Raw genomic sequence first — 24,867 nt, 5'->3', positions numbered from 1 at the left:
CAGAAATATCATAACGCCGGCGGAAACTTTTCTCAAGTTTCAATCTTTATTCACTCCCGCGTTGCGATTATCGTTCACTTTCCGAAGGCGAGAGTGACAATCAGGACCGCACAGATTACGCCGACTGCATCGGCCAGCAGGCCGACTTTAAGGGCATCGCCGATCTTTTGAATGCCCACGGCGCCGAAATAAACCGTGACGACATAAAATGTCGTATCCGTACTTCCCTGCATAACCGAAGCCAGCCGCCCGATAAAAGAATCCGGCCCGTGCGTTTTAATCAGATCGCTCATCAGGCCGAGCGCTCCCGTTCCCGAAATCGGGCGCAGGATCGCCAGCGGAACGACTTCGGGCGGCATGCCGACGGCCGCGAGCAGCGGTTCAATAAAATGGATCAGGGCATCCATCGCCCCGGATGCCCGGAATACGGCGATCGCGGTCAGCATGCCGACAAGAAACGGCATGATGGAGACGGCAAGCGAAAAGCCTTCTTTTCCTCCTTCCACAAAAGCTTCGTATGAAGGAATGCGCTTATATGTCCCGTATAAGAGAATGATCCCGATAAGAGACGGGATCAGCCAGACAGAAAGTGCGGTCACGGTCGTCAATTTATTTTTTCCTCTCCTTTCGTTTGCGGCGGTAATAAAAGAAACGGTCAATCAGAATGGCCGATAGGGTCGTACACAAGGTGGCCAGCAGAGTCGGCCCGACAATATCTGTCGGGGAGGAAGACCCGTACTTGATCCGGATGGCAATGACGGTTGTCGGAACGAGGGTCAGGCCGGATGTATTCAACGCCAGCAGCGTAATCATCGACCGGCTCGGTTTCTTGCTTCCCCCGTTCAGTTTTTTCAGCTCTTCCATGGCTTTAATCCCCATCGGTGTAGCTGCATTCCCAAGTCCGAACAAATTAGCGATCGTGTTCGATAAAATATAGCCCATTGCCGGGTGATCGGCAGGCACCTCGGGGAAAAGCAGTCTCATGACCGGCTTGAATAAGCGGCTCACTTTTTCCAGTAGTCCCGATTTCTCCGCAATTTTCATTAATCCGAGCCAGAAAATAAGCACACTGATCAGGCCGATACAGATAGCTACCGCGTCTGAAGCCGATTGAAAAACGGCCTGACTGACAAGATTCATTGTCCCGTGAAACGCCGCATACGCCAGGCCCGCGATGAATAAAGCCACCCATATGATATTAATCATGGCAGTTCATTTCCCGAAACGGCCGCATTCAAAAAATCCGTGAATAGGGTCCAGAATCCCCCGCTTTTCTTTTTTTCCTGTTCGTAGAAAAGAGGAATTTCGCCAATTTCCCGGCCGCCGAGCAGAATTTTAACGCGCCCTGCCGGTGACGGAGGCACCCAATTTTTAGTCTGCAGCGGCGGCTTGATCAGGATCAGTTTTTTTGTAAAGCTTCTTTGTTCGTCTTTGGAAAGCGGAAGAAAAAGCGACCTGGAAGCATAAAGATGTCCGCGATAGAAGGGATCCGTATTAGCTCTGATTTCCCCCTTTCTCACCACTTCTGTCTGCTGATATTCAGAAAACGCCCATTCAAACAGATTTCTGTGATCCAGCCAGTCGTTGCCGTCATTGAGCGTGACCGCAATCAGATTCAGATGATTTTTTGAAGCAGTGGAAATCAGCGTGCGCCCGGCCGTTTTGGTGAATCCCGTTTTTCCGCCTGTCGAGAAAGAATATTGAGTGAGCATCTTATTTTTATTCCGCCAGACACGCATGCCCTCTTTATTAGTTGCCGCTGCCTTGTAAACTTTTGTTTGAACAATTTTTTGGAAAAGGGAGTGACTCATCGCGTACTGGGTGAGAATGGCCATATCTTCCGCTGTCGAATAATGATCGGGATTATCGAGCCCGTTCGAATTCGTAAAATGTGTATGCGTCATCCCGAGCAGCCGGGCTTTCTCATTCATCCTAAAGACAAATCCGGCCTCGCTTTGCCCCACTGCTTCGGCTATGGCTACTGCAGCATCGTTCCCGGAGCGGAGCATCAGACCGTAGACCAGATCCGCCAGCCTGATTTTTTCCCTTGGCTTAAGATAGATTGAGGACCCTTCGGTTTTGACGGCCTGGGGGCTTATCGTCACCATTCGGTTCATTTTGCCCGACTCGATGGCCAGGACGGCGGTCATTACCTTGGTTATACTGGCAATCGGAAGTTCTTCCGTACCGTTTTTCTCATATAAAATACGGCCTGATGAACGATCCATTAATACGGCTGCCTGTGCCGAGACCCCCGGTCCCGCACCGAGGGCCTGTCCGGGAAGAAAAGAAAAACAGATTGCCGTACAAAAGAAAATGCAGGCCGCTTTTTTTAACGTGACCCTCATGACACCCATCCCCTGTCCTGACGTTAATACAAACTTATGCTTGGACAGGCGGATTATGAGTATGAGTGAATCTTTTTCGTCGCTTTTTGAGAAACAGGGAATAGATAGGGGAGCAGGAAAAGAACGGGGCGGACCGCGCACGGCCCGGGCAGCGGGAGATCGATGCAGTCATAAACAAACGATCTCCCGATTTGTTTTCGAAAGGAGCGGAACGTTATAAATCTTTTATTGTTTCTTTATATTTATCGTAGAAAAGATCAAAAGCGTCAAGCTGCTCGTTCGGGTGGATCGTCTCATTCAACAGCGGCGGCAGGTCGTCGATCGTGTGCAGTCCGAAATAATCCAGAAAAACGGATGTGATTCCATAAAGAATCGCCCGTCCCGTCCCCTCGGCCCGACCGACTTCTTTAATCAGGCCCTTTGCCATCAGTGTATGGAGTGCTCTCTCCGACTTGACCCCCCGCACTTCTTCGACGGCTACCCGGGAAATGGGCTGCTTGTAAGCGATGATCGCAACCGTTTCCAGTGCAGCCTGCGAAAGCGGGGCCGTTTGGGGAATGGCCGTGAATTTTTCAGCGTATGCTGCCATAGAAGGCTTCGTCGTCATCCGGTAACCGTCCGGCAGGTCGACGATCATCAGGCCGGAAGCCTTGTTTTCCAGCCTGTCCTTTTTCAGTTTCTCAACCGTGTTTCTGATTTCTTTTTCGGAACAGTCCGGAATGACCCCTTTGATTTGATCCATCGTCAGGCCTTCTTCGCCGGTCAGATAGAGAAGGCCCTCAATAATTGAACACATCTGTTCCTGATTCAAACTGATCAGCTCCTTTTTCAAGCCCGACCACAATATCGGCAAAATTTGTTTCCTGCACACAATAGATTGCATTTTTTTTCATAAGTTCCAATAAGGCCAGAAAGGTAACGATCACGCTGGTCCGATCCGGACGGCGAAAAAAGGAATCGAAACGGATCGGGCGCCCGGCGCGCTTCAGAGCGTTGAGCATTTCGTTCATTTGATGTCCGATCGGAAGCGGCTGCCGGTTAATTTTTGTGTCAAGGGGCTCTTCCAGCCTTTTGCGGATCATCATCCGCTGAACGGCCTTCAGCATATCGTGAATCGTCGCCCGCCCGGATACGGGAATCGGCGCTGCGTCCCGGTTTGTATAACAGCTCAGATCGCTTGGAAGTTTTGAGAAAAGCTGCAGCCGTTCCGTCTCGTTTGTTCTCAGTGCCTCGGCCGCTTCCTTATAACGCCGGTAGTCGATCAGCTGCTGCATGAGCGCCTCACGGCTTTCCTCCGGATCCTCGTAGGATTCGTCCGCTTCTTCATCAGGCAGTGCAGGTTTCGGAAGCAGCATCCGGCTTTTCATAGCAACGAGCGTTGCAGCCATCACCAGATACTCGCTGGCTACATCCAGATTAAGTTTTTGCATCTGATGGATAAAATCCAGATATTGGTCGGTGATTTCCGCAACCGGAATATCGTAAATATCGATTTCCAGTCTCTTGATTAAATGCAGAAGCAAATCAAGAGGCCCCTCGAAAGCGTCAATTTTCACTGTGTACTCCAAACTTCATCCCTCTGATTCATGCCTGACGGCAATATCAACGCCTAAGCGTATGTATCCGTGCATCTGCTCCCAGCCAGTGCCGCCGGGTTCGCAGGGCCCGCCGGACATGGCCTGCTTTCTTTTATTCCGGTCCGTCCGGGGGAGACTTTCCCGCCCTCCGTAAAGTCCTGCCGCATGCAATCTGAGAGAGCAGATGGCTTCCCCCTGCTGAAATGAAAAAAGAAACCCTTACTCCTTGGTTTCTTTTTCTTCTTCACGGAAGCAGTTATCAAAATAAGATTTTATTGCGGCCGACGGCATCACCTGAACATTTTCACCGAGCGCCCCGCCCAGGGCAAGAATAATCGCCTTGCCGATGCCCTGGGCTCGATACGACGGGTTGACGCTGATATGTTCGATTTCCGCCTCATGGTCGTCCTTAAAATGGATACCGATCACACCGATGATGTCGTCCCCGTCTTTCCATAAAAACAACTGCCATTTTTCGTCTTCTTCGTACTTTTTTATCGTCTGCAGAAGCGCCTTTATCTCTTTCTCCGACGGGACAAAAGACAGCAAACCCATTGCTATCTTTTCATAACTCTTTTTGTAACGAATCAGCATTTTTTGACCCCTCATTACCACGAGATAATGAATTTTGCGCACGTGAACCTTCTTCTAAAATAGATCACGCTCTATATTATAACCAAAAGCGGTGAAAAGTGCATCTATAGAATCGGGGAGCCGGTTTCACGCCGCCTGAAGATGGAATCATTGGCGCGAAGAGAAGGTTCGCAGCGGTACATCGTTCCGAATCAGATCCTCATAAGTCTCTCTGCGCACGACAATGGATGCCTCTCCGTCTTCTACAAAAACAACCGCCGGATTCGGCAGCCTGTTGTAGTGGCTGGCCATCGAATATCCGTAGGCTCCGGTACAGAAAACAGCCAGAATATCGCCCATTTTGCACGATTCGGGAACAAAAGCATCCTTAATCAGGACGTCGCCGGTTTCACAGCATTTTCCGGCAATCGTTACTTTTTTTTCCGCCGGTTCATCGGCACGGTTCGCACAGATGGCTTCATAATTTGCCTGATACAGAGCCGGACGGATATTATCGGTCATTCCTCCGTCGATGGAGATGAATTCCCGGATACCCGGAATAGTTTTTGACGAACCGAGCGTGTAAAGTGTCGTTCCTGCTTCGCCGACGATCGAGCGGCCCGGCTCAATCCAGACCTCGGGTATACAGAGGGAATGGCGTGCACACTCATCCTCAATCGTGTCGGCAATCACGTCAATGAAGCGGCCGATCGGAAGCGGATGGTCCTTGCTGGTGTACTTGATTCCGAATCCGCCGCCGACATTCAGTACCTTCATGCGAAAATGCATGTGGTGTTCCCACTCGTTCATATGGCTGAAGAGTGCCCGGATAGCTCTGATAAATCCCTCCGTCTCGAAAATCTGTGAACCGATATGACAATGGAGGCCCTTCAGAATAAGATGCTCAGAATGGAGAGCCAGGAAGACGGCCCTTTCGGCCATTCCGTTGTCCAGATTAAATCCGAACTTGGTATCGTCATGCCCGGTCATAATAAATTCATGTGTATGTGCTTCAACCCCCGGTGTGATCCTGAGCAGAATCTCTATTTTCTGTCCTCTTGCGGCACACATCTGCTCAAGCATGCTCAATTCCGAAAAATTATCAACGATGACCGTGCCTATTTTGGCATCCAGGGCCCGGGCCAGCTCATCCGCCGATTTGTTATTGCCGTGAAAGTGGATACGTTCCGGCGGGAATCCCGCTTTCAGAGCGGTATAGAGTTCGCCGCCTGAAACGACATCGAGCGAAAGGCCGAAATCACCCGCGAGCTGAATCATCGCGAGCGTTGAAAAAGCCTTGCTGGCATAGGCAATCTGCCAGTTCAGGGCGCTGTGTCTGGAAAAGGCCTCCTGAAACAGCCTGATTTTCTGTTTTATCAGTGCCGTATCATAAACATAAAGCGGCGTTCCGAACTTTTCCGCAAGCCGTACGGCATCCGATCCGCCGATATAAAGATGACCGTTTTTCCCAATCGTTTGTGTCCCGTGCAAAGAAATCTCCTCCCTCCGTCATGCCGATACACATTCGCCCGATTTCCGTTTCATCGCTTCGTCGATTCAGAGGATGCCCGGGGCGATAGCACAAATAAGACCTGTATAGCGAAGTGTATACAGGCCCTGTCGTATCTGTTCGCCCGAAAAGTGCTCCAACGCTTCATCATTTATCGGCAGTGAGACCGACGGCAGCCCGGCAGCCTGCCCCTGGGAAAAAAGACGTTCCGGCAAGTTGATCTTTCCGGAATGATGTCTGCTTCCCGGGCTCCCATTCCGTACTCATTCGCCTTGCTCCTCATATCTGTTGAAAGGATGATCGTGTGTGAAATTTAGTGTCAGTGTACCATGATCGGGAGATAAAGACAAGTTTTAATTCGGTTTGCTTTTCGGCGGCTGCCGATATTTATCAAGCGGACGGACAATACTGGGGCGGAGCACAGATGTCGGCATCGCCCGGCGCATCAGTATATTGTAGAGGCCGGTCGGGTTAAAGGGGATAAACGGCCATAGATAGGGTGTATTCAGATTTTTCACATGCGAAAGATAGATGATGGTTAAAGTGATTACAATCATGAAACCGGGTACATGAAAAAAAGCGACCGTCAGGATCAGCAGGATCCGGATAATTTTATTGGCCAGCTGCAGATCATAGCTCGGCGTCGCGAATCCGCCGACCGCGGAAACGGAAGTATAGAGAATCACTTCCGGTACGAAGACGCCTGCTTCGATGGCAATCTGTCCGATCAGGACGGCGGCAATTAGGCCGAGTGCCGTCGAGAGCGGCGTCGGCACATGGATCGCAGCCATCCGCAAGGTTTCGATACCGACCTCCGCAATCAGGATTTGAACGACCAGCGGAATATGAAAGTCTTTTTTGTCCGGTCCGATGAAACTCAGCTGTGACGGGAGCAAATGATCCTGCACGAGCAAAAGCCAGAGAGGCACGAGAAAAATAGAGCCGAATATAGCAATAAAACGCACCCACCGTTCAAATGCGCCCGATATGGTGACCTGCCGGTATTCTTCGGCATGCTGTATATGATGAAACAATGTGGTCGGCAGAATCATGGCACTGGGAGAAGTGTCCGTAATCATAACGATGTGGCCCTCCAGGATGTGTGCGGCCGCTACATCCGGACGTCCGGTGTAGCGTGCGAGCGGAAACGGATTCCATCCCTGTTTAAGAATAAATTCCTCCACAGCGTTGTCCGCCATCGGAATTCCGTCGATTTTGATAGACTGAAGTTCTTTTTTTATTGTTTTAATCAGGCCCGGGTTGGCCACATCCTTTAAATAGCACAGGCTCACATCGGTTTTCGACCGCAAACCGACCTGGATTAAGTCGCTGCGAAAGCGCGGATCGCGAATCCGGCGGCGGATCAGGCCGGAATTTTCAATAATATTTTCTGTAAATCCGTCTTTTGATCCGCGGACGACTTTCTCGACCTCAGGTTCTTCCGGCTGGCGTCCGGGATAATGGCGCAGATCGATGCTGAAACCGCTCGTCTCGCCGTCAACCAATACGATCATTCGTCCGGTGAGCAGCCGGTCGACCGCGTCATCGATCGTCTGTATCTCCTCGACCTGTTCGTGAACAAGATGCTGCTTAATTTCCTGAAAAACATCGGAAACGTGCTCATTACGGTTGGAGAGGCGCATAAACTCGCGCATCATAACGACTAAAATGCTCGTATCCATCAGACTGTTCGTATAATAAATCTTGCTTTCCCGCCCGAGTATCTTAATGCTGCGCTCGCCCATGTCAAAATTGGCCGGACCGAAATCAAAGATCCGATACATTGTTTGGGAATTTGCGCTGATATCGGCACTGATCGGTGTCTTTTCATCCTGCTTTTGCATAGCCTCTGACTCCCCTTTGACTTTTCGCCTATCCTCTCGGTTTGAAGAAAAGTGCGATAAGAAATCCGAACAAAATAGCCGAAGTGATACCGGAAGAGGTCAGCTTAAAAATTCCGATTGCAATTCCGAGATAACCGTGTTTATGTCCCTCCGACATCGCACCGTGCAGGAGAGAATGGCCGAAACTGGTGATCGGAACCGTCGCCCCGGCCCCGGCAAATTCAATCAGTTTATCGTAGAGACCGAATGCGTCGAGCACCGCACCGAGAACGACAAATGAGACAACAACATGAACGGGTGTGAGCTTGAAAACGTCTAAAAGCAGCTGCCCGATTACGCATATAGCACCGCCGATAAGAAAAGCATAGAGAAAAATCATTCTGCTCCCACCTTTGCCGTTTCAAGAACAACCCCGTGGGCAATGCACGGAATGGTATCTTTCTGTTTCGCCGTTGCATTATTGAGAAGCGCTCCCGTAGCCACGACCAAAACCCGCTTCAGGGAGCCTTCGGCCAGTCTTTTGTACAAATAACCGTAGGTCACCACTGCGGAACAGGCGCATCCGCTTCCTCCCGCACCGACAGGCTGGTCCGGGCTGTAGATCATCAGTCCGCAATCCTGATGTACATCCGTAATATCCAGTCCCTTTTCAATCAGCAGTTCCCTCAGGATCGGAACGCCGACACTTGAAAGGTCGCCCGTCACAATCAGATCGTAATCTTCGGGCACCCGGCCTGTGTCCTGAAAATGAGCCCAGATGGTGTCCGCGGCTGCAGGGGCCATGGCCGACCCCAGATTGTTCGGATCCCCGATTCCCCAGTCAATGACTCTGCCGATTGTCGCCTCGCTCACCCGGACTTTACCCGGTTCTTTTGTCACGATTGCCGCACCCGCTCCGGTCACCGTGAACGTTTGGGTTAAATTGGAAGGCCCTCCGTATTCTGTCGGATTTCGGAATTGGCGCTCGGCCGTCGCATTATGACTGCTGACCGCGCAGAGGACATTGTCCGCAAACCCGCTGTCGACCAGCTGTGCCCCGGCCGCCAGCGTTTCCATTGACGTTGAGCAGGCTCCGAACATGCCGAAAAAAGGAACCCGGTTTTCCCGTGCAATAAAATTGGAAGTCACCGTCTGGTCCATAAGATCTCCTGCCAGAAACAAATCCATGTCCCCTTCTATTTTTCCCGCTTTGGCAAGACAGTAAGAGATCGCCCGCCGCATCAAAGTTTTCTCTGCTTCGATCCAATCCTTTTCTCCGCAGTTCAGCGATTCATAGGCTTTGTCAAAATTTCCCGAAAGCGGACCGCGCGACTCGAGCGGTCCGACCGTTGTTCCGGTTGCGGCAAGAAAAATCGGGTGATCAAACCGCCATGTTTGTTTTCTCAGCTTGCTCACTGGCGTTTCCTCCTCTCTAGAAAATCTGCTCAATAAATAGACGGATGATGCCGAGGACGGCTGCAGAAACGACTCCGAAGACGATCACGGCCCCGGCCAGCGAAAATAAATTGGTTGCGATGCCGAGGACGATCCCTTCATTTTTGTGTTCCAGAGCCGCACTGGTTATCGAATTGGCAAATCCGGTAACCGGAACGATTGAACCCGCTCCGGCAAATCGGGCAATTTTATCATAGAAGCCGAATCCGGTCATTAATGCCGAAATAAGAATCAGTGTTGCGGCGGTCGGATCGCCTGCCGATTGTTTTGTAAAATGAAAAAAGTAGATATAGCCGGTCTGGATACACTGGCCGGCGAGACAAATCAGGCCCCCGACGAAAAAGGCTTTCAGGCAGTTCATGAAATACGGAACTCTCGGTTGAAAGGGTTTAATATTCTTGCTGTAATTTTTCGGGTCATTTAGCATCGTGATCAAGCTCCCTTCTGAAATTTTATTATCTGCCGGATGGTGAAAAATATGCAGGCCTCCGATTCACAGTCAGGCGAACCGTTGCCTTTTTTAATCCGGTACCGTTCAAAAAAAATGATCCGGCTCTGCGGAAAGAGCGGATCATTTTTTTTGAAGGCTATTCAGCCATCTGGCTTTTAATTTCTTCCAGTATTTTTTTTTCAAGCCGGGAAACCTGAACCTGGGAAATTCCCAGACGTGAGGCGACTTCGGTCTGTGTCTGGTCTTTATAATAACGAAGATAGACAATCAGCTTTTCCCGTTCATCAAGATGCTCCACAGCTTCCCGGACGACCATCTTATCAAACCATTTGCCGCTTTCCCCATCTGAAATCTGGTCCAGGATTGTGATCGGATCGCCGTCATTTTCAAAGACCGTTTCATGAATGGATGACGGTGCCCGGATCGCCTCCTGAGAAAGCACAATATCTTCAGGAGATAGATCGAGCGCATCGGAGAGCTCGCCGATCGTTGGATTACGTCCGAGCTTCTTCGACAGCTCATCGCGTTTCTTCCTGACTCTGATCCCGGTTTCCTTTAATGAACGGCTGACCTTGACCGCACCGTCGTCCCTGATGAAACGCTGAATTTCCCCGATAATCATCGGTACGGCGTACGTCGAGAATTTGACATCAAAAGAAAGATCGAATTTGTCAACCGACTTCAGCAGCCCGATACAGCCGATCTGAAACAGATCGTCCGGTTCATAGCCCCGGTTGATAAACCGCTGAACGACCGACCAGACGAGTCTCATATTCTTCTTCACCAGCTGATCGCGTGCTTCATGATCTCCTGACTGACTGCGCTTAATCAGTGCCTTGACTTCTCCGTCGTCCAGCAGCGGTTCCTTGGCTCCGATTTTCCGATCAAGCTCCATACACATATCTCCCTACTTGCAGACCGCTCTGTTATGAATCATTTCCTTTGTCATGATCACGGTCGTTCCTTTGCCTTCCTCTGTTTCCACCGTCACATGATCCATGAAATTTTCCATAATCGTAAAGCCCATTCCCGATCGTTCCAGTTCCGGTTTCGTCGTAAAGAGCGGCTGCTTCGCCTGCTCAACATCTTTTATCCCGACTCCGTCATCATGAACGCTTAAACTGACGGTTCCGTCTTCAAGCGAAACCGTGATTCTGACCCGGCCTTTTCCGCTGTTTTCATAGCCGTGAATGATGCAATTTGTAACGGCTTCGGATACAACCGTCTTTATTTCCGTCAGCTCGTCCAAGGTCGGATCAAGCTGAGCTACGAAAGCCGCCACCGCGACACGGGCAAACGATTCATTTTCGCTGACTGCCGAAAAAGAAAGCGACATCTCATTTTTCATTCAGGCCACCCCCAGAGTGTGCAGGGCATATTCTTCATCCGCTTCAAAACGGATGATTTTAAACATTCCGCTCAGCTCAAACAGCCGGCGGACGGACGGCGATATCGAGCAGACAACCATTTCGCCGCCAAGGCCGACAATCTTCTTGTAGCGGCCAAGAATTACACCAAGGCCCGAACTGTCCATAAATGTCAGATTTCCAAGATTCAGCAGAATATGATGAACCATTTCTTCTTCCATCACCGCATTAACTTTTTCCCGCAGTTCATCCGCTGTATGATGATCCAGTTCCCCGGCGAGCCGGATGCAAAGCACGCCGTTTTTCACTTCCAAATCGATTTGCAGACTCAATCTGACTCTCTCCTCTCCCGGTTAAAGCCTTTTTTAAGCGTCGGCTCCTTCGCTGTTTCAGGATAAAGGGGCGGATATGCCGACAGGCCGCAGATATCAACCTGCCGTGAATCCGTCTTGTATGTGTTCTTTTCGCCGCCCTTTTCCTGTGTTCCTGCCTGCCGACAGAACTAGTGCTTAATCAGCAAATCTCGCGTTTTTGCTTAATGGGTCAGGATCGATCCGGCGCTTCGCTTAAAAAGCTGCCACCAGGACGCCCGTTTAATATTTTCATTCACGACCAAAGGCGTCCGCGAAATAACCTGATGATTCTTGCTGATCGTGTAATAGCCGACAACGGTTCCCGCCTTGATTGGTGCCTGAAGCGAGTGCGGTATGTCGACCTTTTTCTGAAGCCCGTTCGCGTCCTCCCCTTTCTTCAGGAGCAGGACGGCAGGATTTCCGGTAACAACGGGGACTTGCCCGCGACTCCCCTTGTTCACTTTAGCTGAAGCGACCGTCGCGTTTTTCCCAAGGATCTGCTTGGTCGTGTAATTGGCAAAAGCTTCGTCCATCAGCGCCGCTACTTCCTTATTTCTTTCTTTTGGAGAAGGGGCGCCCATGACAACGGCAATCACCCTCATACTGCCCCGTTTTGCCGTCGCCGTCAGGCAGTATTTGGCCTCATTCGTAAAACCTGTTTTCAATCCGTCCGCGCCCGGGTAAGTTTTGATCAGTTTATTGGTGTTGACCAGCCAGAACTTCTTATCTGTGTTCTGGCGCAAGTAGTCCTCATATTTGGAGGTATAGTTAAAAACCTGATCATATCGGGCAAGTTCGCGGGCCATGACGGCCATATCGTGTGCGCTCGAGTAATGGTCCTGTACAGGAAGGCCCGTCGGATTCTGGAATTTCGTGTGTGTTAATCCAAGTGATTTCGCTTCCTGATTCATTTGCAGTACAAACGCTTTCTCAGATCCGGCGATATATTCAGCCATAGCCATCGATGCATCGTTCCCGGAGGCAATGGCGATCGCTTTGAGCATCTCGTTGACAGTCATGGTCTCCCCCGGTTCAAGAAAAACCTGCGAGCCTCCCATCGACGCGGCATGCTCGCTGACCGTTACCTTATCATTCAGCGAAATCTGATGCCGGCTCAGCGCCTTAAAAATTAGTAAAAGCGTCATTATTTTCGTCATGCTTGCAGGCGGCAGTTCCTTGTCTGCGTTCATCTGATAGAGCACTTTCCCCGTTCCCTCTTCGATGACGATGGCCGACTTCACCTGCTGCGCCTTCCCGGCCGGTGTGCCGGCCGTCTGCGCGGAAGCTGCCGCCGCCGGCACAAGTGTCGCGAAAAGCAGCAGCGTACAGAGCAGAAATGCTGAAAAAGCCTTCATGATTCTACCTCCTCCTATAATCTTCTCTATTTTTTCCAGAATCGGATCTTTTATACTGAATAAAGGCGAGAAAAAAAGATCCCGCCGAAGCAGGATCTTAACCTGATGAAGAATGCCCAAAGGAATCGTACGGCGGAGGAGAACTGTCCTTTACACAAGAAAAACCGGAGAAAAATTTTCTTGCAAATTTCTCTCCGGTTCTTGAATTTTAAAAGGCTTTTAGGAGAGCCTCCTCTGTCCTTTCCATACCGAAAACAGCTGCTCCTCTTTTTTATAAGAATCATAGTGTCTTAAAGCTGCTCTGCCCCACAGTTGCCGGCGCCTTTTAAAGTTCTGATTATTCACGCTTATTGATTCTTCAGCCGCTGCTGTCGCTATTCTGCGTTTCATTGTTGATTCTTGGACTCTAACTGTTGATATTGGGCTGTTTGCTGACAATATAGCGGCGGGTTACGGATGATCGTGGCAGCTGACCGGCGGTTTTCCAGCGGGGTATACCCGGCGATTTTGTCTGGATGCCGATGAATTTAAAAAGCGGGCATTTCCGCGATTTAACGCCTCTCCGACCACGATATCACCCTTCAGAGAAGTCTATCGCTGCCCGCACCGACAAAAGAATAGATATCTGCCTCTCATCAGATGAGCGGATGAAGGCCTCGCACTCGCGGCCGGCCGAATACAGGAACCAAAGAAATATTCATTTTTTTAAAACAGCTTATTTAAAAATCTTCAGCAGGTGCCGATCGTCCGTATAATCTCTTTAATCAATCCTGTGAAATTTTCTTTCACCCGACGGGCCGTATCCATCACTTCTGTATGGGAAAGCGGCCGGTTGAGAATGCCGCTCGCCATATTCGTGATACATGAAATACCGAGGACTTTAAGGCCGGCATGGTTTGCCTCAATGACTTCAGGTACGGTCGACATGCCGACGGCGTCGGCACCGAGAGCGCGCATCATCCGGATTTCTGCCGGAGTCTCATATTGCGGACCGGGAGTTGCCAGATAGACGCCCTCCCTGATATTGATGCCGATTGAAGAAGCCGCCTTCTTTCCCAGATCAATCAGAGCGGCCTGATAAGCCGCGGACATATCCGGAAAACGCGGGCCTGTCTTCTCATCGTTCGCTCCGATCAGCGGGCTTCCGCCGAGCATATTGATATGATCGCGGATCAGCATCAGATCGCCGGGGCGAAAGTCCGTGTTGATTCCGCCGGCGGCATTGGTCACAATCAGATACTCAATTCCGAGCGCCTTCATCACACGGACAGGAAAAGAAACTTGTTTCAGCGAATAGCCTTCATAGTAATGATAACGTCCCTGCATCGCAATGACATTTTGATCTTCCAATCGGCCGATCACAAATTGTCCTTTGTGGCCCTCAACCGTCGGCTTTGGGAAGTGGGGCAGCGATTGATAAGGAATCCGGTCGGCGCCGGCGATAGCCGCCGCAAGATCGCCGAGCCCCGAACCGAGAATCAGTCCGATCTTCGGATTCTTCCGGGTCTTTGCCCGCATGCATTCAATGACTTCTTCGACCTGCTCCATCTTCATCTCTCCACTCTAATTGGCGATCCTTTTTTCCGCTGCGTCAGGCACGGGGATGGCAGCGGGCATAAACATCTTTCAGACGCTCTTTCGCGGGGCGCGGGTATCTTTGTGAAGCCAGCTTGTCCGTGCGTCCCATCAGCTCTTCAACCGATTCGGGATCGGCTCCGTTTTCAAGCAGATGCGCTTCCAGTGAATGCCGGAGCGTTTCCGGGGACAGCGATGCCCTGATACCCGTTTCCTGTGCATATCGCTTGAGAATCTTCCAGAAGCCCTGCCTCGTAATCCGCCGTCCCTGATGATTGAGAAAAAGCGCTTGCCTATCCGAGCAGCGATCCGTTTTTTCCCGAACCTCGGTTATGTATAATTGCACCGCCTGCCGGGCCTTGCTGCCGAGAGGAATGACACGCTCGCTGCCTTTTCCGGCGCTGCAGCGGACAAATCCCATCATCAGGTTCAGATCATTAAGGTCCAGCAGGACAAGTTCGCTCACACGCATACCGGTCGCATACAATAATTCCAGCATCGCGCGGTCGCGGCGGCCCGCATCACTTCCTTTATCGGGTGCATCGAGCAGTGTCTCAATTTCGCCGATCGACAGGATGCTGGGATATTTCGGTTCGACCCGCGGTACCTCGATTGCATAGGACGGATCGCGGTCTGTCTGGTGTTTTCTCAGCAGAAAGCGGTGAAAACCGCGGACTGCGGCTGCCTTACGGGCCAGCGTCGCCGGAGCGCTTCCTTTGTCTCTCAGCCAGTACAGGTACTTCATCACGTGAATCTCCGTCACTTGCGTCCAGAAACGGCACCCGGCTTCGGTTTTCAGAAAATCGATATATTGGATAAGGTCTCTTCGGTAGGCATCCAGAGTGTTCATTGAAAGACCGCGTTCGCGCTTCAGCCCATTCAGAAAATCATTCAGCTGTTCCTGCATGCTTCTCATTCTCCGTCCTGCAAAAATTCACGGATCCGCATCCAAAAATCCCGGGCACTGTCTTCAAGCATGCCGGCCGGCTGTTGGCCGGCACTGACTTTGACCGCGTCGTTCCCGCGTTCATCATATCGATGAAAATTGGCCTGCTGCCGGTCCACCCAGGCCAGTCCCAAATAAAAGAAGACCGTCAGCGCGATGAAAACAATTAACATTTTCCAGACCCGCAGAGTGATTTGCAGATACTCCTTCATTGCCCCGTTCATCCTCATTGATCAGGCATATCCCGTAAAATCAGGATTTACTTATGGATATGCCTGAAGCTCCCGCAAATATTCCGGAGAGAGCTGCTTTGTTCAATGATAGAATCAGATTGAATAGCCAGCACCGTAACCGTTGTTTCCGGATGCATTCGGGAACAAGCAGGCCGGACAAATGAAAAAACAGCCTGCCCTTTCCTCTTCAGACTGTTTTACCCGGCGGATTTTTGATACAAATTCCGCTGCCTTTGATTGATATTATACTTTTTCCACTTCATGTTCTTGTTCATTTTCACGGGCCTGGTTCTCTGCTTCATGTTTTTCCAGGCAGCGGTGGCAGATACCGTGAAAAGTCAGACGGTGGTCTTTTACTTTAAAATGCCATCTGCGCTCTACCAGTTTTTCCACATCGCCGAGAAGATCTTCCTGTATCTCGTCCACTGCACCGCATTCGATGCAGACGAGATGATGATGAAAATGGTTGGCCCCCTCCTGACGCAGGTCATAACGCGAGACGCCGTCTCCAAAGTTGATCTTGTCAACGACTTTTAGTTCGGTTAACAGTTCAAGTGTCCGGTAAACGGTAGCCAGACCGATTTCCGGCGCCTTTTCTTTCACGAGGAGGTAGACATCTTCCGCACTGAGATGATCTTGTTCGTTTTCAAGCAAAACTCTGACTGTTGCTTCGCGCTGAGGAGTCAACTTATACTTCTGCGCATGAAGCTGTTTCTTGATTCGATTGATCCGACCTTCCACGCAAATCCCCCCTCGTCTGATCTCAGAGAAATTATAATCCTTATCAATTGCGCTGTCAATTTTAAATAAAATAATTTTTAAATTGAAATCATTTTATTTTGAGAAAAGCATATTCGTCGATAAATCGCCATGAAATGAAGCCTTATTATCATTTAACCAATTCTCACATCTTATACCGCAAATAATTACGGGACAAAAAGGCGAATCAGAGCGGGTGAAATGTACGCTTCATATCCGGACGCCGCAGCCAGGACAACGACCGAGCCGGCGAACATGATCCCATAGCCGATCAGCTGGTGGAAAATCGGATCACGGTTGTTTTTCACGATCAGCCGACGGACGATCTTCAGAGAAAAGGCGACAGAAATAACTGCGAGAAACAGATAATTAGGCATGATCAGCAGATTCTGAGGAAAAACACTCACCATTGAGGCAAGAAAACCGTGAAGGCCCAATTGGCTGACGAGAAACCCGACCGTAAAACCAAGTATCATGCCCTTAACAAAAACAAGCAGAAAAATAATCGGAAGCCCGATGACCGAAAGCCCCAAAAGAAAGATCAACCCCACATACTGCAGGCCGTTAAGCAGGCTCTCTTTAAACAGACGACCTGGGTCTGCAATCTGCCCGCGCGACAGTTCTCCGAAAAACTGCTGAAGATAATGGAGCAGATCGCTTTTTGAGCCATAGGAGAGACTGTTTACGACAATTGCCCCGAATATAATGCCCATCAGAAATAATCCAGTAACAAATGTGTAAAGCGATAAGTATTCTTTGACGTGCCGAAAAACGATTTTTTTAATTCTCTGCCCGACCATTTCGGAACCTCCCGCCGGATTCTCTCAAATAGAAACGATAATCTATTCTATGATTTTTCGGGAAAGCTATGCCCGGGGGAAAGAGAATTTACACAGCCGATGTCAGCGCGTTATTTTTTCGCGGCCTTCAGCTGCAAGTATTGGACGGCATAAACCGTTTTCGCATCGGCAATCCGGTGATCGCGCACCATTTGAACGGCTTCGTCCAGGCCGACTGCATAGACTTCAAGAAACTCGTCATCATCAAGGTGCTGGCTCCCATCTGTCAGCGTATCGGTAAAATAGATGTTCAGCAATTCATCGGAAAAACCGGGCGAAGAGTAAAATGAAGCAACCTGTTCCATCCGCCTGCATCGATGCCCCGTTTCTTCTTCCAGTTCGCGTATCGCTGAATCATTCGGATGTTCTCCCGGTTCCAGTTTTCCCGCCGGAATTTCATAGATAATCTTGTCGAGAGGATAGCGATACTGCCTGACGAGGAGCATCTCTCCCTGTTCATTGACCGCGATAATCGCCACGGCACCGGGATGTCTGACCACCTCTCTGGTGGCCTCATTGCCGTTCGGAAGGCCGACTTTGTCAACCAGAAGGTGAACGATCTTTCCTTTAAAAATTTCCGTTGATCCTTTTTTCTTTTCCGTTAATCGATCCATTGCACTGGCACGCCCTTCTTTTTTTACTATTAAGTATAAAATCTTTTAAGATGATAGTATATATAAAAATGGCCGGGCCTCGGCATAATCGGTGTAAAGCCGTCCCGGCTGAGGTTTAGTCTGAGCAAAGGTCTGGCGCAGCCGATTTTTATCAGTTTAATTCTACCATATCCGTTCGCGTTTTTTGATTTTCAGCCGTCCCGTCCGCTTATTGACGGCAACCCGAAGAGGGCATACACTGACTTTATATTATGAAAAATCAGCCGGGATCGTACCATCCGCTGCATTACCGTTTTAGATATCGAACGAAATGGACGATCCCGATCGTTAAAAAAGAGGCATGAAAGTATGGACAATGCACGGCAGGCAGCACATTTACGAAGATATCCGCAGCTCATCAAGCCGCTGGCTGTTTCACGGGCGTTCCGTGCTTTGTGGATCGGCAATTCGCTGTCTGTCTTCGGTTCATCGATTACGAGCGTGATCGTGCCCGTCATTGTTTACTCACTGACTCATTCAACGCTGACAATGGGGCTGGTTATGACGGCTTATATGCTTCCCAATGTCGTCATTCTGCCTTTTGCCGGCCTGATCGTCGATCAGATCAATCGGGCCTCATTAATGAGAACGGCCGACCTGATCCGCTGCCTGATCGCCTTTGCCGTCATGTTCTGCGGATTTGCCGGCCTGCTCGATGTGCACATATTGCTGGTTGTCGCCGCTTTTCTCGGACTTATGGACGGTTTATTCCAGCCGGCTTTCTCGGCCATCCGCGCAACGGTTTTTGTCCCTGAAATACGTACCTCGGCCAACGCGCTCACCCAGCTCACCGTGCAGGGCATGCGCCTTTTCGGGCCGGCAGCCGGCGGACTGATCATCAGTATTTCGTCGGCCCCCGTCGGTTTCGGCGTCGACGGACTGACTTTTCTCATCTCATTTATTTGTCTCCGCTTTTTGAGCAAAGAAGGACAGGTCCAAAGAAACGGGGCAGCAGCTGAAAGGCCTTCTTTCTTTCGGGAATGTTTCGCGGGAATTTACGTTATCAAGAAAAATACCTGGCTCTGGGTAACCATCCTTGCCTTCAGTTTTATTAATATATGTACGACGGGAATCGTTGTCATACTGGTTCCCTGGCTGATCAATGTCCATCTGCATCTTCCGTCATATGTATACGGACTGGTTATGTCCGGAGAGGCAGCCGGAGCCGCTTTGACCGCTTTGCTCTTCGGAATGCGGAAAACATGGCATTATCGCGGACCGATCGCCTACGGCTGTGTCGGTGCCGGCGGACTGGCCCTGCTTTTCATGCCGCTGACGCATGCTGCCTATCTGCTGACGGGGTTTATGATATTGGAAGGTGCCGGCATGATGATGTTCGGGCTGATCTGGGAAACAAGCCTTCAGGAGCTGGTCTCTCCGGCAGCATTCGGCCGTGTCGCCAGCCTGGACATGCTCGGATCCTTTGCCCTTCTCCCGGCCGGCTACTTATTTACCGGATGGTTCGCCGGCAGCATCGGCGGCTCTGCCGCCATGATCATCCTCGGCGCTGCTGTCGTTTTTTTAACGGCTCTCGTCCTTTTTATTCCCGGCATCCGCCGATTCGATTAAATTCATTTGAAGACGGGATTCATCCGTGCCCGATTTCTTCTAAAATCTGCCGGTAGCAGAAACACCCGGTTTCATGATCATTGACCATTCCGACCGCCTGCATAAAAGCATAACAGATTGTTTCTCCGACAAACTTAAATCCGCGTTTTTTAAGATCCTTGCTCATTAGCCGTGATTCCTCACTTGCGGCGGGAATTGTGTCATGAGCCGAATAATGATGGACAATCGGACGGCCGCCGACAAAATGCCAGAGATACTGACTGAAGGGCTGTTCTTTTTCGATTTCCAGGCAGCTCTTCGCGTTGGCAATAATGGCCTCTATTTTTCTGCGGTTGCGAATAATGCCGGGATCCTCCATTAATTGCGCCACGTTCTCTTCTGAATAGTCTGCGATGATCCGCGGATCAAATCCTGCAAAAACTGCCCTGTAATGATCGCGGCGTTTCAGAATCGTGATCCAGCTCAGCCCCGCCTGCATTCCTTCCAGGCAGAGCATCTCAAACAGCAGGCGCGAATCGTACCGGGGCCTTCCCCACTCCCGGTCATGATAAGCCAGATAAACCGGATCCGACGTATTCCAGCTGCACCTCTTAATCGGTTCACTCTTCATTCGTCCGTCCCCCTTTTTTATTATAATAGCACATACGTTCCCTTTTATGCAATTAAAAAACCCGGTTGCCCGGGACAGTCATTGCATCACTTGAGCGATCAGTTCAAACGAGCGCAGCTTTGCTTCAAAGTCATGAATATTTGTGATGATCATGACTTCGTCAGTCTGATAGGCCGCCGCAAGGTTTTCCAGTTCACGTTTCACTTTTTGCGGGCTGCCGACAATCATCCGGCCGCGATTTTCTTCTATTATCTTCCGTTCCTGTTCCGACGGATCAAACTGTTCGGCGTGTTCGATCGTCGGGATGGGTGCCGACCGGCCCTGAGCGGTTTCAATCATCCAGTAGCGGAGTGTCGAAGCCTGTCTTTCCGCTTCCCCGTCGGTCTCTGCACAGACCGCAAAGATGCAGACGGCCGGCTTTGGCACTTTATACAGGGCCGAGCTTTGAAAATGGCTTCGATAAGAACGGACGACTTCAATGCCGCCGTACGGGTTTATAAAATGGGCAAACATGAACGGCGTTCCCAGTTGCGCCGCAATGCCCGCACTTCCGTCCGACGATCCGAGCAGGAAAATTTCGGGTATCTTATCGGATTGCGGCGTCGCCCTGACCGTTCGGAGCGGATGATCCGGAGGCAGATGATCCGTCAGGAAACCGATCAGATCGCGTACTTTTCGCGGAAAATCGCTCAGATCACGCCGCCCTCTGTCATTTAAAGCCCACGTGGCCCCCGGCATGCCGCCCGGAGCACGTCCGATGCCTAGGTCAATCCTGCCGGGGTGCAGATTCTCAAGCAGGTGAAAGTTCTCGGCAACCTTATAAGGGCTGTAATGCGGAAGGAGCACGCCGCCTGATCCGACATGAATCCGCGACGTCTGTGCGGCAACGTGGGCGATCATGATTTCAGGCGAAACGCTTGCCAGTCCTTCAGAATCGTGATGCTCCGCGAACCAGATGCGCCGATAGCCCCATCCTTCGGCAGCCTTAGCAAGCCGTGTACTGTTTTCCAGTGCCTGCCGCGGTGTCGATTCCTCGGAAATCGGCGACTGTTCCAATATACTCAGTTTTAGCATACTCTCATTCATCTCCCGATCACTGATATTGAGCGCCTCAGGCCATCGCCTGCGGCACTCTGAATGGAACCGGCATTTTCTGTCGATCAAAATTTCTTGAAATTTCTATGACAGACGGCGCATTCTCTCCCGGCCGCGAACCGGCGCCCGCCTGATGCGGCGGTCCGCCGAACGGAAGTTTCATTTTCCTTCTGTCCTTTTAATTTATCATGTACGGCAATGAAGGCAAAGAAATAGATCCCGGCCGTGCACGTGCAAAAAAGTTGGCACGGATCATCCGATTTGATAGAATAATGACAATCTGGAAAACTGAATTCGGAAGAGGGAGTCTCGTAAATGAAAGCTATTGAATCAGCAGAGGAATTTAAAGAAGTCATCGGCGGGCCGAAAACGGTGATCGTCAAATTTGAGACAACCTGGTGCCCGGATTGTAAAAGACTGAATATGTATGTTGATGACATTGTGAAAGATTTTGACTTTGAGTGGTTCTCGGCCGATCGTGATAAATTCCCGGATCTTGGCGAGAAATACCAGGTGCTCGGCATTCCGAGTCTGCTGGCTTTCAGAAACGGTAAAAAAACAGCGCATTTGCGGGCAGATGACAAATCGCCGGATGAAATAAGAAACTATTTAAAAACGATTGATGCATGAAAATTTATCCGGCCGGCTTAGTTTAATATATCTTTTTTGAACCAGAAACTCTTAAAGACTCCGCCTGCCGATCATTTTACTGAGAGACCAGACTAAAAAACATCCGCACGGATGTTTTTTTCCTATGCATGCGTCTGCTGCTTCCCGCCGGCGCAGTCTGTATGACAGTCTGAAAAATCCGTTCCTTCGATCTGGATCGTCGAATGGCCCAGGTTGTACGATTCCAGGACCCGCTCGACTTTTCTGAGCATTTCATCCCGATCCGCTCGTTTATCGACTGTCAGATGGCAGCTCAGCGACAAAAAACCGGAAGTAATCGTCCAGACGTGCAGATCGTGAATCCCGCGTATTCCGTCGACTTCCATGATCCGGCTGCGGATTTCTTCGACGTTCAGGTTATCCGGCCTGCTCTCCATCAGTATGTTGATTGAAGCCCGGGTTACCTGCCAGCCGCTCCTGACAATAATCAGCGACACGACGACACTTGCGATCGGATCGGCAATTTCCCAGCCGAAAAAGCCGATCAGCAGCGCCGCCGCGATGGCGCCGACCGATCCGAATAAATCGCCGAGCACATGCACAAACGCGCTTTTTACATTCAGATTTTCTTCCGTTTCCCCATGCATCAGTATCCGGGCAACGGCAAGATTGACGACCAGTCCGGCAAAAGCAACAATCAGCATGCCGGAGCCGGCCACTTCCACCGGATGCCTCAGTCGCAAAATAGCTTCATAAATGATCCACACCGATATAATCAGCAGCAGGATCCCGTTAAAAAGAGCGGTGAGAATCTCAAATCTCCGATAACCGAACGTTTTATTATTGTCGGCCGGCACTTGCGATCCGACAATGAGAGCGATCAGACTGAGGCCGAGTGAGATGGAATCGCTCAGCATATGGCCTGCATCCGATAATAGGGCAAGGCTGCGGCTGAGCAGGCCGCCGATTATTTCAATAACCATAAACCCGGTAATCAACAGAAAACCAGCCAAAAGCGCCTTTTTATTTGCCGAATGGTCATGAGCATGCAAAATTTCATGATTATGCGCAACCGAATCCTCAGTATGAGCGGTTTTCACCAGGGTCCCCCCTCCAAGCTTAAAAATCGGCTTCACCCGTTGCCGACGGTGCCGCCGTGATTGATACATATGAATGAGTATTCATATGTTTAATATGACCGATTCTCTCTTAAATGTCAACAGATCGGTTGAAATTCGTAAGAACGTTTCTATTTTCTCAATCAATTATCCGTTTCTGATATACTATTCTTAAGTTTTTCATTTTGACTGGGGGATTATTCATGCAAAGTCTGGGGATTCATCACTGTGCTATTATCTGTTCCGATTATCGGAAATCGAAACATTTTTACGTGGATCTGCTTGGTTTTAGAATTATCCATGAGGCTTATCGCGCCGACCGGCACTCCTATAAGCTTGATCTGCAGATCGGCGACGATTCATGCGGACAGATCGAATTGTTCTCCTTCCCGGAACCGCCGGAAAGGCCGACACGTCCCGAAGCACGGGGGCTGCGGCACCTCGCATTCAGCGTCGGCGATGTCGGGAAAGCTGTGCGTGAACTGGAGGAACAGGGAATCGAAACTGAACCGGTCCGAATGGACGAATTTACGGGAAAGCCGTTTACATTTTTCAGGGATCCCGATAATCTGCCGCTTGAGCTCTATCAAAAATAACGGATAAAGTCCCGTTCATGTTCCGGTATGGTAGACTGAAAGAGATCGGGCCATCATCACAATCCGAGGAGGAATAAAATGAGTATCCATATCGAAGCAAAACCGGGAGAAATCGCCGACACCGTCCTGCTCCCCGGCGATCCGCTCAGGGCAAGATATATCGCGGAAACCTATCTTGAAGACGCGGTCTGCTATAACAACGTACGCGGCATGCTCGGATATACCGGCACCTACCGGGGGAAACGCTTATCCGTCCAGGGGACAGGCATGGGTATTCCTTCGATTTCTATTTATGTCAATGAATTGATTCGCGATTACGATGTCGGAACGCTGATCCGTGTCGGCACATGCGGAGGCATCCAGACGGATATACACGTCCGCGACGTCGTTCTGGCCATGTCCGCCGCGACAGATTCGGCAGTGAATCACGCTGTTTTCCCCGGCATCGACTATGCGCCGACAGCAAACTTCGAATTGCTGAAGAAAGCATTTGATATCGGGACGGAGCTGGGCGCCTCTCTCCGTGTCGGGAGCGTCCTTTCCGCCGACGTGTTTTACAGAGACAGTATGGACATTATGAAAAAACTGGCCGATTACGGCGTCCTGGCCGTCGAGATGGAAACAAGCGCGCTTTATACACTCGCGGCCAAGTACGGTGCGCGCGCATTAACCGTTCTTACGGTCAGCGACCATGTTTTCAGCGGAGAAGAAACGACGGCTCAGGAACGGCAGACAACATTTAACGATATGATAAAAATAGCCCTGGGCGCCTCGATCGGCTGACCGCCGTTAAATGGCCGGAAAAAAGGACCCGCTGTGATAAAACCGGGTCCTTTTTTCCATGCAGACTTTCACCATGACGGTATTTTCAGGCAAACAAAACTCAGATCGCCGCCCGGCGCCTCATTCATTTATGAAAGTAGTCATCCAGAATATATCGATGGCTTTTTAATATCTTGTTCGGAAGATCCTCCGGTGCCCGAAATTCAAATTTGATCGATTCATTAGCATCTACAACTAAATTTCCTCTAAAAGTGCCGGCCGAATAAGCAACCGTAACAGCATAAAACTGATCGCCGTTTTTAGCGGTCACATAATTCTGCGGGCCGGAATAGACATTGATCAGCCGAAGCCGGTCAACGGACAATCCGGCCTCTTCGAATACTTCCCGTTTGACGGTTTCTTCGGCTGATTCTCCGAGTTCCATCAGTCCTCCCGGAATCCCCCACATGCCGACTGGAAATTTGCGTTTCTGCATCAGGATCCGGCCGCTTTGATCAGCAATAACGGCCACCGCGCCGACGAGAATCAAAGGCTTGTGCCCGACCAGCGCTCTTAACTCTTCAATATAACCCACGTCTTTCTCTCCCTTCACCCATCAAAGTATAGCATAAAACAGCGTACTGGCACGGCAATTTGACTGCCGATCCGCCTGATTTGTGAAGCGGGAGCG

31 protein-coding genes and 1 riboswitch are annotated in these 24,867 nt (G+C 50.4%); of the genes, 5 read left to right on the top strand and 26 right to left on the bottom strand.

The genetic code is table 11. The features are described 5' to 3' along the window. Positions 1-74: 74 nt before the first annotated feature. From OYT88_RS08705 to OYT88_RS08695, 3 genes are read right to left on the bottom strand one after another with little or no spacing between them, the layout of a single operon-like run. Positions 75-608 (bottom strand): spore maturation protein, encoded by a 534-nt coding sequence (locus OYT88_RS08705; protein ID WP_274399355.1) that lies wholly within the window; start codon positions 606-608, stop codon positions 75-77. Between the two features lies 1 nt (position 609). After that, the gene (locus OYT88_RS08700) at positions 610-1,206 is read right to left on the bottom strand and encodes a nucleoside recognition domain-containing protein (protein ID WP_274399354.1); all 597 of its coding nucleotides are present in this window, start codon (positions 1,204-1,206) and stop codon (positions 610-612) included. Further along, positions 1,203-2,348: a D-alanyl-D-alanine carboxypeptidase family protein gene (locus OYT88_RS08695; protein WP_274399353.1), complete on the bottom strand. Its 1,146-nt coding sequence runs from the start codon at positions 2,346-2,348 to the stop codon at positions 1,203-1,205. The genes OYT88_RS08700 and OYT88_RS08695 overlap by 4 nt, the downstream gene beginning before the upstream one ends. 61 nt (positions 2,349-2,409) lie before the next feature. Between OYT88_RS08695 and OYT88_RS08690 the strand changes: the two genes are divergently transcribed. Beyond that, a complete protein-coding gene (locus tag OYT88_RS08690) occupies positions 2,410-2,568 on the top strand; it encodes a hypothetical protein (RefSeq protein WP_274399352.1) in 159 nt (52 codons plus the stop codon). Here the strand turns inward: OYT88_RS08690 and scpB are convergent. From scpB to OYT88_RS08600, 18 genes are all read right to left on the bottom strand, one after another. Further along, complete coding sequence (gene scpB, locus OYT88_RS08685) at positions 2,563-3,159, bottom strand: SMC-Scp complex subunit ScpB (RefSeq protein ID WP_274399351.1); 597 nt, start codon at positions 3,157-3,159, stop codon at positions 2,563-2,565. The genes OYT88_RS08690 and scpB overlap by 6 nt on opposite strands. Next, entirely contained in the window at positions 3,128-3,916 is a 789-nt protein-coding gene (locus OYT88_RS08680) for a segregation/condensation protein A (protein WP_274399350.1), read from the bottom strand. The genes scpB and OYT88_RS08680 overlap by 32 nt, the downstream gene beginning before the upstream one ends. Before the next feature lie 228 nt (positions 3,917-4,144). Further along, positions 4,145-4,519 carry a GNAT family N-acetyltransferase gene (locus tag OYT88_RS08675; protein WP_274399349.1) on the bottom strand — a complete coding sequence of 125 codons (375 nt, stop codon included), beginning with the start codon at positions 4,517-4,519 and terminating at the stop codon, positions 4,145-4,147. A 147-nt stretch (positions 4,520-4,666) separates the two neighbouring features. Beyond that, positions 4,667-5,989, bottom strand: a complete 1,323-nt coding sequence (gene lysA / locus OYT88_RS08670) for a diaminopimelate decarboxylase (RefSeq protein WP_443217499.1) — start codon at positions 5,987-5,989, stop codon at positions 4,667-4,669. A gap of 140 nt (positions 5,990-6,129) precedes the next feature. Further along, a riboswitch (Lysine riboswitch) is annotated at positions 6,130-6,299 on the bottom strand. 62 nt (positions 6,300-6,361) lie between these two features. Next, entirely contained in the window at positions 6,362-7,852 is a 1,491-nt protein-coding gene (locus tag OYT88_RS08665) for a spore germination protein (protein ID WP_274399348.1), read from the bottom strand. A 28-nt stretch (positions 7,853-7,880) separates the two neighbouring features. Beyond that, complete coding sequence (gene spoVAE / locus OYT88_RS08660) at positions 7,881-8,231, bottom strand: stage V sporulation protein AE (RefSeq protein ID WP_274399347.1); 351 nt, start codon at positions 8,229-8,231, stop codon at positions 7,881-7,883. Further along, a complete protein-coding gene (gene spoVAD, locus OYT88_RS08655) occupies positions 8,228-9,247 on the bottom strand; it encodes a stage V sporulation protein AD (RefSeq protein ID WP_274399346.1) in 1,020 nt (339 codons plus the stop codon). The genes spoVAE and spoVAD overlap by 4 nt, the downstream gene beginning before the upstream one ends. A gap of 16 nt (positions 9,248-9,263) precedes the next feature. After that, the gene (gene spoVAC / locus OYT88_RS08650; RefSeq protein WP_274399345.1) at positions 9,264-9,713 is read right to left on the bottom strand and encodes a stage V sporulation protein AC; all 450 of its coding nucleotides are present in this window, start codon (positions 9,711-9,713) and stop codon (positions 9,264-9,266) included. Positions 9,714-9,873: 160 nt separating this feature from the next. Continuing rightward, positions 9,874-10,632, bottom strand: coding sequence for an RNA polymerase sporulation sigma factor SigF (gene sigF, locus OYT88_RS08645; protein WP_274399344.1), 759 nt, complete (start codon positions 10,630-10,632; stop codon positions 9,874-9,876). Between the two features lie 12 nt (positions 10,633-10,644). Then, positions 10,645-11,085: an anti-sigma F factor gene (gene spoIIAB / locus OYT88_RS08640; RefSeq protein WP_274399342.1), complete on the bottom strand. Its 441-nt coding sequence runs from the start codon at positions 11,083-11,085 to the stop codon at positions 10,645-10,647. Next, a complete protein-coding gene (gene spoIIAA, locus OYT88_RS08635; RefSeq protein ID WP_274399341.1) occupies positions 11,086-11,436 on the bottom strand; it encodes an anti-sigma F factor antagonist in 351 nt (116 codons plus the stop codon). It abuts the gene before it with no gap. 203 nt (positions 11,437-11,639) lie between these two features. Further along, entirely contained in the window at positions 11,640-12,812 is a 1,173-nt protein-coding gene (locus OYT88_RS08630) for a D-alanyl-D-alanine carboxypeptidase family protein (RefSeq protein ID WP_274399340.1), read from the bottom strand. Positions 12,813-13,541: 729 nt separating this feature from the next. After that, a complete protein-coding gene (locus tag OYT88_RS08625) occupies positions 13,542-14,366 on the bottom strand; it encodes a purine-nucleoside phosphorylase (RefSeq protein ID WP_274399339.1) in 825 nt (274 codons plus the stop codon). A 37-nt stretch (positions 14,367-14,403) separates the two neighbouring features. Next, entirely contained in the window at positions 14,404-15,303 is a 900-nt protein-coding gene (locus OYT88_RS08620; protein WP_338000544.1) for a tyrosine recombinase, read from the bottom strand. After that, positions 15,300-15,545, bottom strand: coding sequence for a DUF4227 family protein (locus OYT88_RS08615; RefSeq protein ID WP_274399338.1), 246 nt, complete (start codon positions 15,543-15,545; stop codon positions 15,300-15,302). The genes OYT88_RS08620 and OYT88_RS08615 overlap by 4 nt, the downstream gene beginning before the upstream one ends. Positions 15,546-15,809: 264 nt before the next feature. Then, complete coding sequence (fur, locus tag OYT88_RS08610; protein WP_274399336.1) at positions 15,810-16,307, bottom strand: ferric iron uptake transcriptional regulator; 498 nt, start codon at positions 16,305-16,307, stop codon at positions 15,810-15,812. Between the two features lie 185 nt (positions 16,308-16,492). Beyond that, positions 16,493-17,125, bottom strand: coding sequence for a stage II sporulation protein M (spoIIM, locus tag OYT88_RS08605; protein WP_274399333.1), 633 nt, complete (start codon positions 17,123-17,125; stop codon positions 16,493-16,495). A gap of 110 nt (positions 17,126-17,235) precedes the next feature. Beyond that, positions 17,236-17,778 carry an NUDIX hydrolase gene (locus OYT88_RS08600; protein ID WP_274399332.1) on the bottom strand — a complete coding sequence of 181 codons (543 nt, stop codon included), beginning with the start codon at positions 17,776-17,778 and terminating at the stop codon, positions 17,236-17,238. Positions 17,779-18,126: 348 nt separating this feature from the next. Between OYT88_RS08600 and OYT88_RS08595 the strand changes: the two genes are divergently transcribed. Further along, positions 18,127-19,386 (top strand): MFS transporter, encoded by a 1,260-nt coding sequence (locus OYT88_RS08595; RefSeq protein ID WP_274399331.1) that lies wholly within the window; start codon positions 18,127-18,129, stop codon positions 19,384-19,386. Positions 19,387-19,405: 19 nt separating this feature from the next. On the opposite strand, the gene OYT88_RS08590 is transcribed toward OYT88_RS08595, so the two are convergent. The 3 genes from OYT88_RS08590 to OYT88_RS08580 all read right to left on the bottom strand — a co-directional run bounded on the left by OYT88_RS08590 (position 19,406) and on the right by OYT88_RS08580 (position 21,254). After that, positions 19,406-19,996, bottom strand: a complete 591-nt coding sequence (locus tag OYT88_RS08590) for a DNA-3-methyladenine glycosylase I (RefSeq protein WP_274399330.1) — start codon at positions 19,994-19,996, stop codon at positions 19,406-19,408. Between the two features lie 78 nt (positions 19,997-20,074). Continuing rightward, positions 20,075-21,070, bottom strand: a complete 996-nt coding sequence (locus tag OYT88_RS08585) for an LLM class flavin-dependent oxidoreductase (protein WP_274399329.1) — start codon at positions 21,068-21,070, stop codon at positions 20,075-20,077. 37 nt (positions 21,071-21,107) lie between these two features. Then, complete coding sequence (locus OYT88_RS08580; protein ID WP_274399328.1) at positions 21,108-21,254, bottom strand: hypothetical protein; 147 nt, start codon at positions 21,252-21,254, stop codon at positions 21,108-21,110. A gap of 152 nt (positions 21,255-21,406) precedes the next feature. Between OYT88_RS08580 and OYT88_RS08575 the strand changes: the two genes are divergently transcribed. Next, entirely contained in the window at positions 21,407-21,721 is a 315-nt protein-coding gene (locus tag OYT88_RS08575; protein WP_274399327.1) for a thioredoxin family protein, read from the top strand. Positions 21,722-21,843: 122 nt separating this feature from the next. Here OYT88_RS08575 and OYT88_RS08570 read toward each other — a convergent pair whose 3' ends face one another. Then, positions 21,844-22,800, bottom strand: a complete 957-nt coding sequence (locus OYT88_RS08570) for a cation diffusion facilitator family transporter (protein ID WP_274399326.1) — start codon at positions 22,798-22,800, stop codon at positions 21,844-21,846. 221 nt (positions 22,801-23,021) lie between these two features. On the opposite strand from OYT88_RS08570, the gene gloA2 reads away from it, so the two are divergent. Together gloA2 and deoD are read left to right on the top strand one after the other, a co-directional pair. Next, entirely contained in the window at positions 23,022-23,414 is a 393-nt protein-coding gene (gene gloA2 / locus OYT88_RS08565; RefSeq protein WP_274399325.1) for an SMU1112c/YaeR family gloxylase I-like metalloprotein, read from the top strand. Between the two features lie 78 nt (positions 23,415-23,492). Next, on the top strand, positions 23,493-24,197 hold the full coding sequence (deoD, locus tag OYT88_RS08560) for a purine-nucleoside phosphorylase (protein ID WP_274399323.1): 705 nt from the start codon (positions 23,493-23,495) through the stop codon (positions 24,195-24,197). A 124-nt stretch (positions 24,198-24,321) separates the two neighbouring features. Here the strand turns inward: deoD and OYT88_RS08555 are convergent, their stop codons facing one another. Further along, positions 24,322-24,771, bottom strand: coding sequence for an NUDIX hydrolase (locus OYT88_RS08555; RefSeq protein ID WP_274399322.1), 450 nt, complete (start codon positions 24,769-24,771; stop codon positions 24,322-24,324). Positions 24,772-24,867: the final 96 nt, after the last annotated feature.

This window comes from Sporolactobacillus sp. CQH2019 (genome assembly GCF_028765345.1).
Lineage (GTDB): Bacteria > Bacillota > Bacilli > Bacillales > Sporolactobacillaceae > Sporolactobacillus.
The sequence above is the reverse complement of the archived record's forward strand: the minus strand, read 5'-3'. Positions and strand labels throughout refer to the sequence as shown.

Coding starts and splice junctions, on each gene's coding strand:
- OYT88_RS08695 (WP_274399353.1), bottom strand. CDS start 2,348: ATGAGGGTCACGTTAAAAAAAGCGGCCTGCATTTTCTTTTGTACGGCA.
- spoIIM (WP_274399333.1), bottom strand. CDS start 17,125: ATGGTCGGGCAGAGAATTAAAAAAATCGTTTTTCGGCACGTCAAAGAA.
- OYT88_RS08620 (WP_338000544.1), bottom strand. CDS start 15,303: ATGAGAAGCATGCAGGAACAGCTGAATGATTTTCTGAATGGGCTGAAG.
- OYT88_RS08600 (WP_274399332.1), bottom strand. CDS start 17,778: ATGGATCGATTAACGGAAAAGAAAAAAGGATCAACGGAAATTTTTAAA.
- OYT88_RS08675 (WP_274399349.1), bottom strand. CDS start 4,519: ATGCTGATTCGTTACAAAAAGAGTTATGAAAAGATAGCAATGGGTTTG.
- spoIIAB (WP_274399342.1), bottom strand. CDS start 11,085: ATGAAAAATGAGATGTCGCTTTCTTTTTCGGCAGTCAGCGAAAATGAA.
- gloA2 (WP_274399325.1), top strand. CDS start 23,022: ATGCAAAGTCTGGGGATTCATCACTGTGCTATTATCTGTTCCGATTAT.
- OYT88_RS08690 (WP_274399352.1), top strand. CDS start 2,410: ATGAGTGAATCTTTTTCGTCGCTTTTTGAGAAACAGGGAATAGATAGG.
- OYT88_RS08580 (WP_274399328.1), bottom strand. CDS start 21,254: ATGAAACTTCCGTTCGGCGGACCGCCGCATCAGGCGGGCGCCGGTTCG.
- OYT88_RS08590 (WP_274399330.1), bottom strand. CDS start 19,996: ATGAAGAGTGAACCGATTAAGAGGTGCAGCTGGAATACGTCGGATCCG.
- sigF (WP_274399344.1), bottom strand. CDS start 10,632: ATGGAGCTTGATCGGAAAATCGGAGCCAAGGAACCGCTGCTGGACGAC.
- OYT88_RS08700 (WP_274399354.1), bottom strand. CDS start 1,206: ATGATTAATATCATATGGGTGGCTTTATTCATCGCGGGCCTGGCGTAT.
- OYT88_RS08630 (WP_274399340.1), bottom strand. CDS start 12,812: ATGAAGGCTTTTTCAGCATTTCTGCTCTGTACGCTGCTGCTTTTCGCG.
- OYT88_RS08585 (WP_274399329.1), bottom strand. CDS start 21,070: ATGCTAAAACTGAGTATATTGGAACAGTCGCCGATTTCCGAGGAATCG.
- OYT88_RS08575 (WP_274399327.1), top strand. CDS start 21,407: ATGAAAGCTATTGAATCAGCAGAGGAATTTAAAGAAGTCATCGGCGGG.
- deoD (WP_274399323.1), top strand. CDS start 23,493: ATGAGTATCCATATCGAAGCAAAACCGGGAGAAATCGCCGACACCGTC.
- spoVAE (WP_274399347.1), bottom strand. CDS start 8,231: ATGATTTTTCTCTATGCTTTTCTTATCGGCGGTGCTATATGCGTAATC.
- OYT88_RS08595 (WP_274399331.1), top strand. CDS start 18,127: ATGGACAATGCACGGCAGGCAGCACATTTACGAAGATATCCGCAGCTC.
- OYT88_RS08625 (WP_274399339.1), bottom strand. CDS start 14,366: ATGAAGATGGAGCAGGTCGAAGAAGTCATTGAATGCATGCGGGCAAAG.
- OYT88_RS08665 (WP_274399348.1), bottom strand. CDS start 7,852: ATGCAAAAGCAGGATGAAAAGACACCGATCAGTGCCGATATCAGCGCA.
- spoVAC (WP_274399345.1), bottom strand. CDS start 9,713: ATGCTAAATGACCCGAAAAATTACAGCAAGAATATTAAACCCTTTCAA.
- OYT88_RS08615 (WP_274399338.1), bottom strand. CDS start 15,545: ATGAAGGAGTATCTGCAAATCACTCTGCGGGTCTGGAAAATGTTAATT.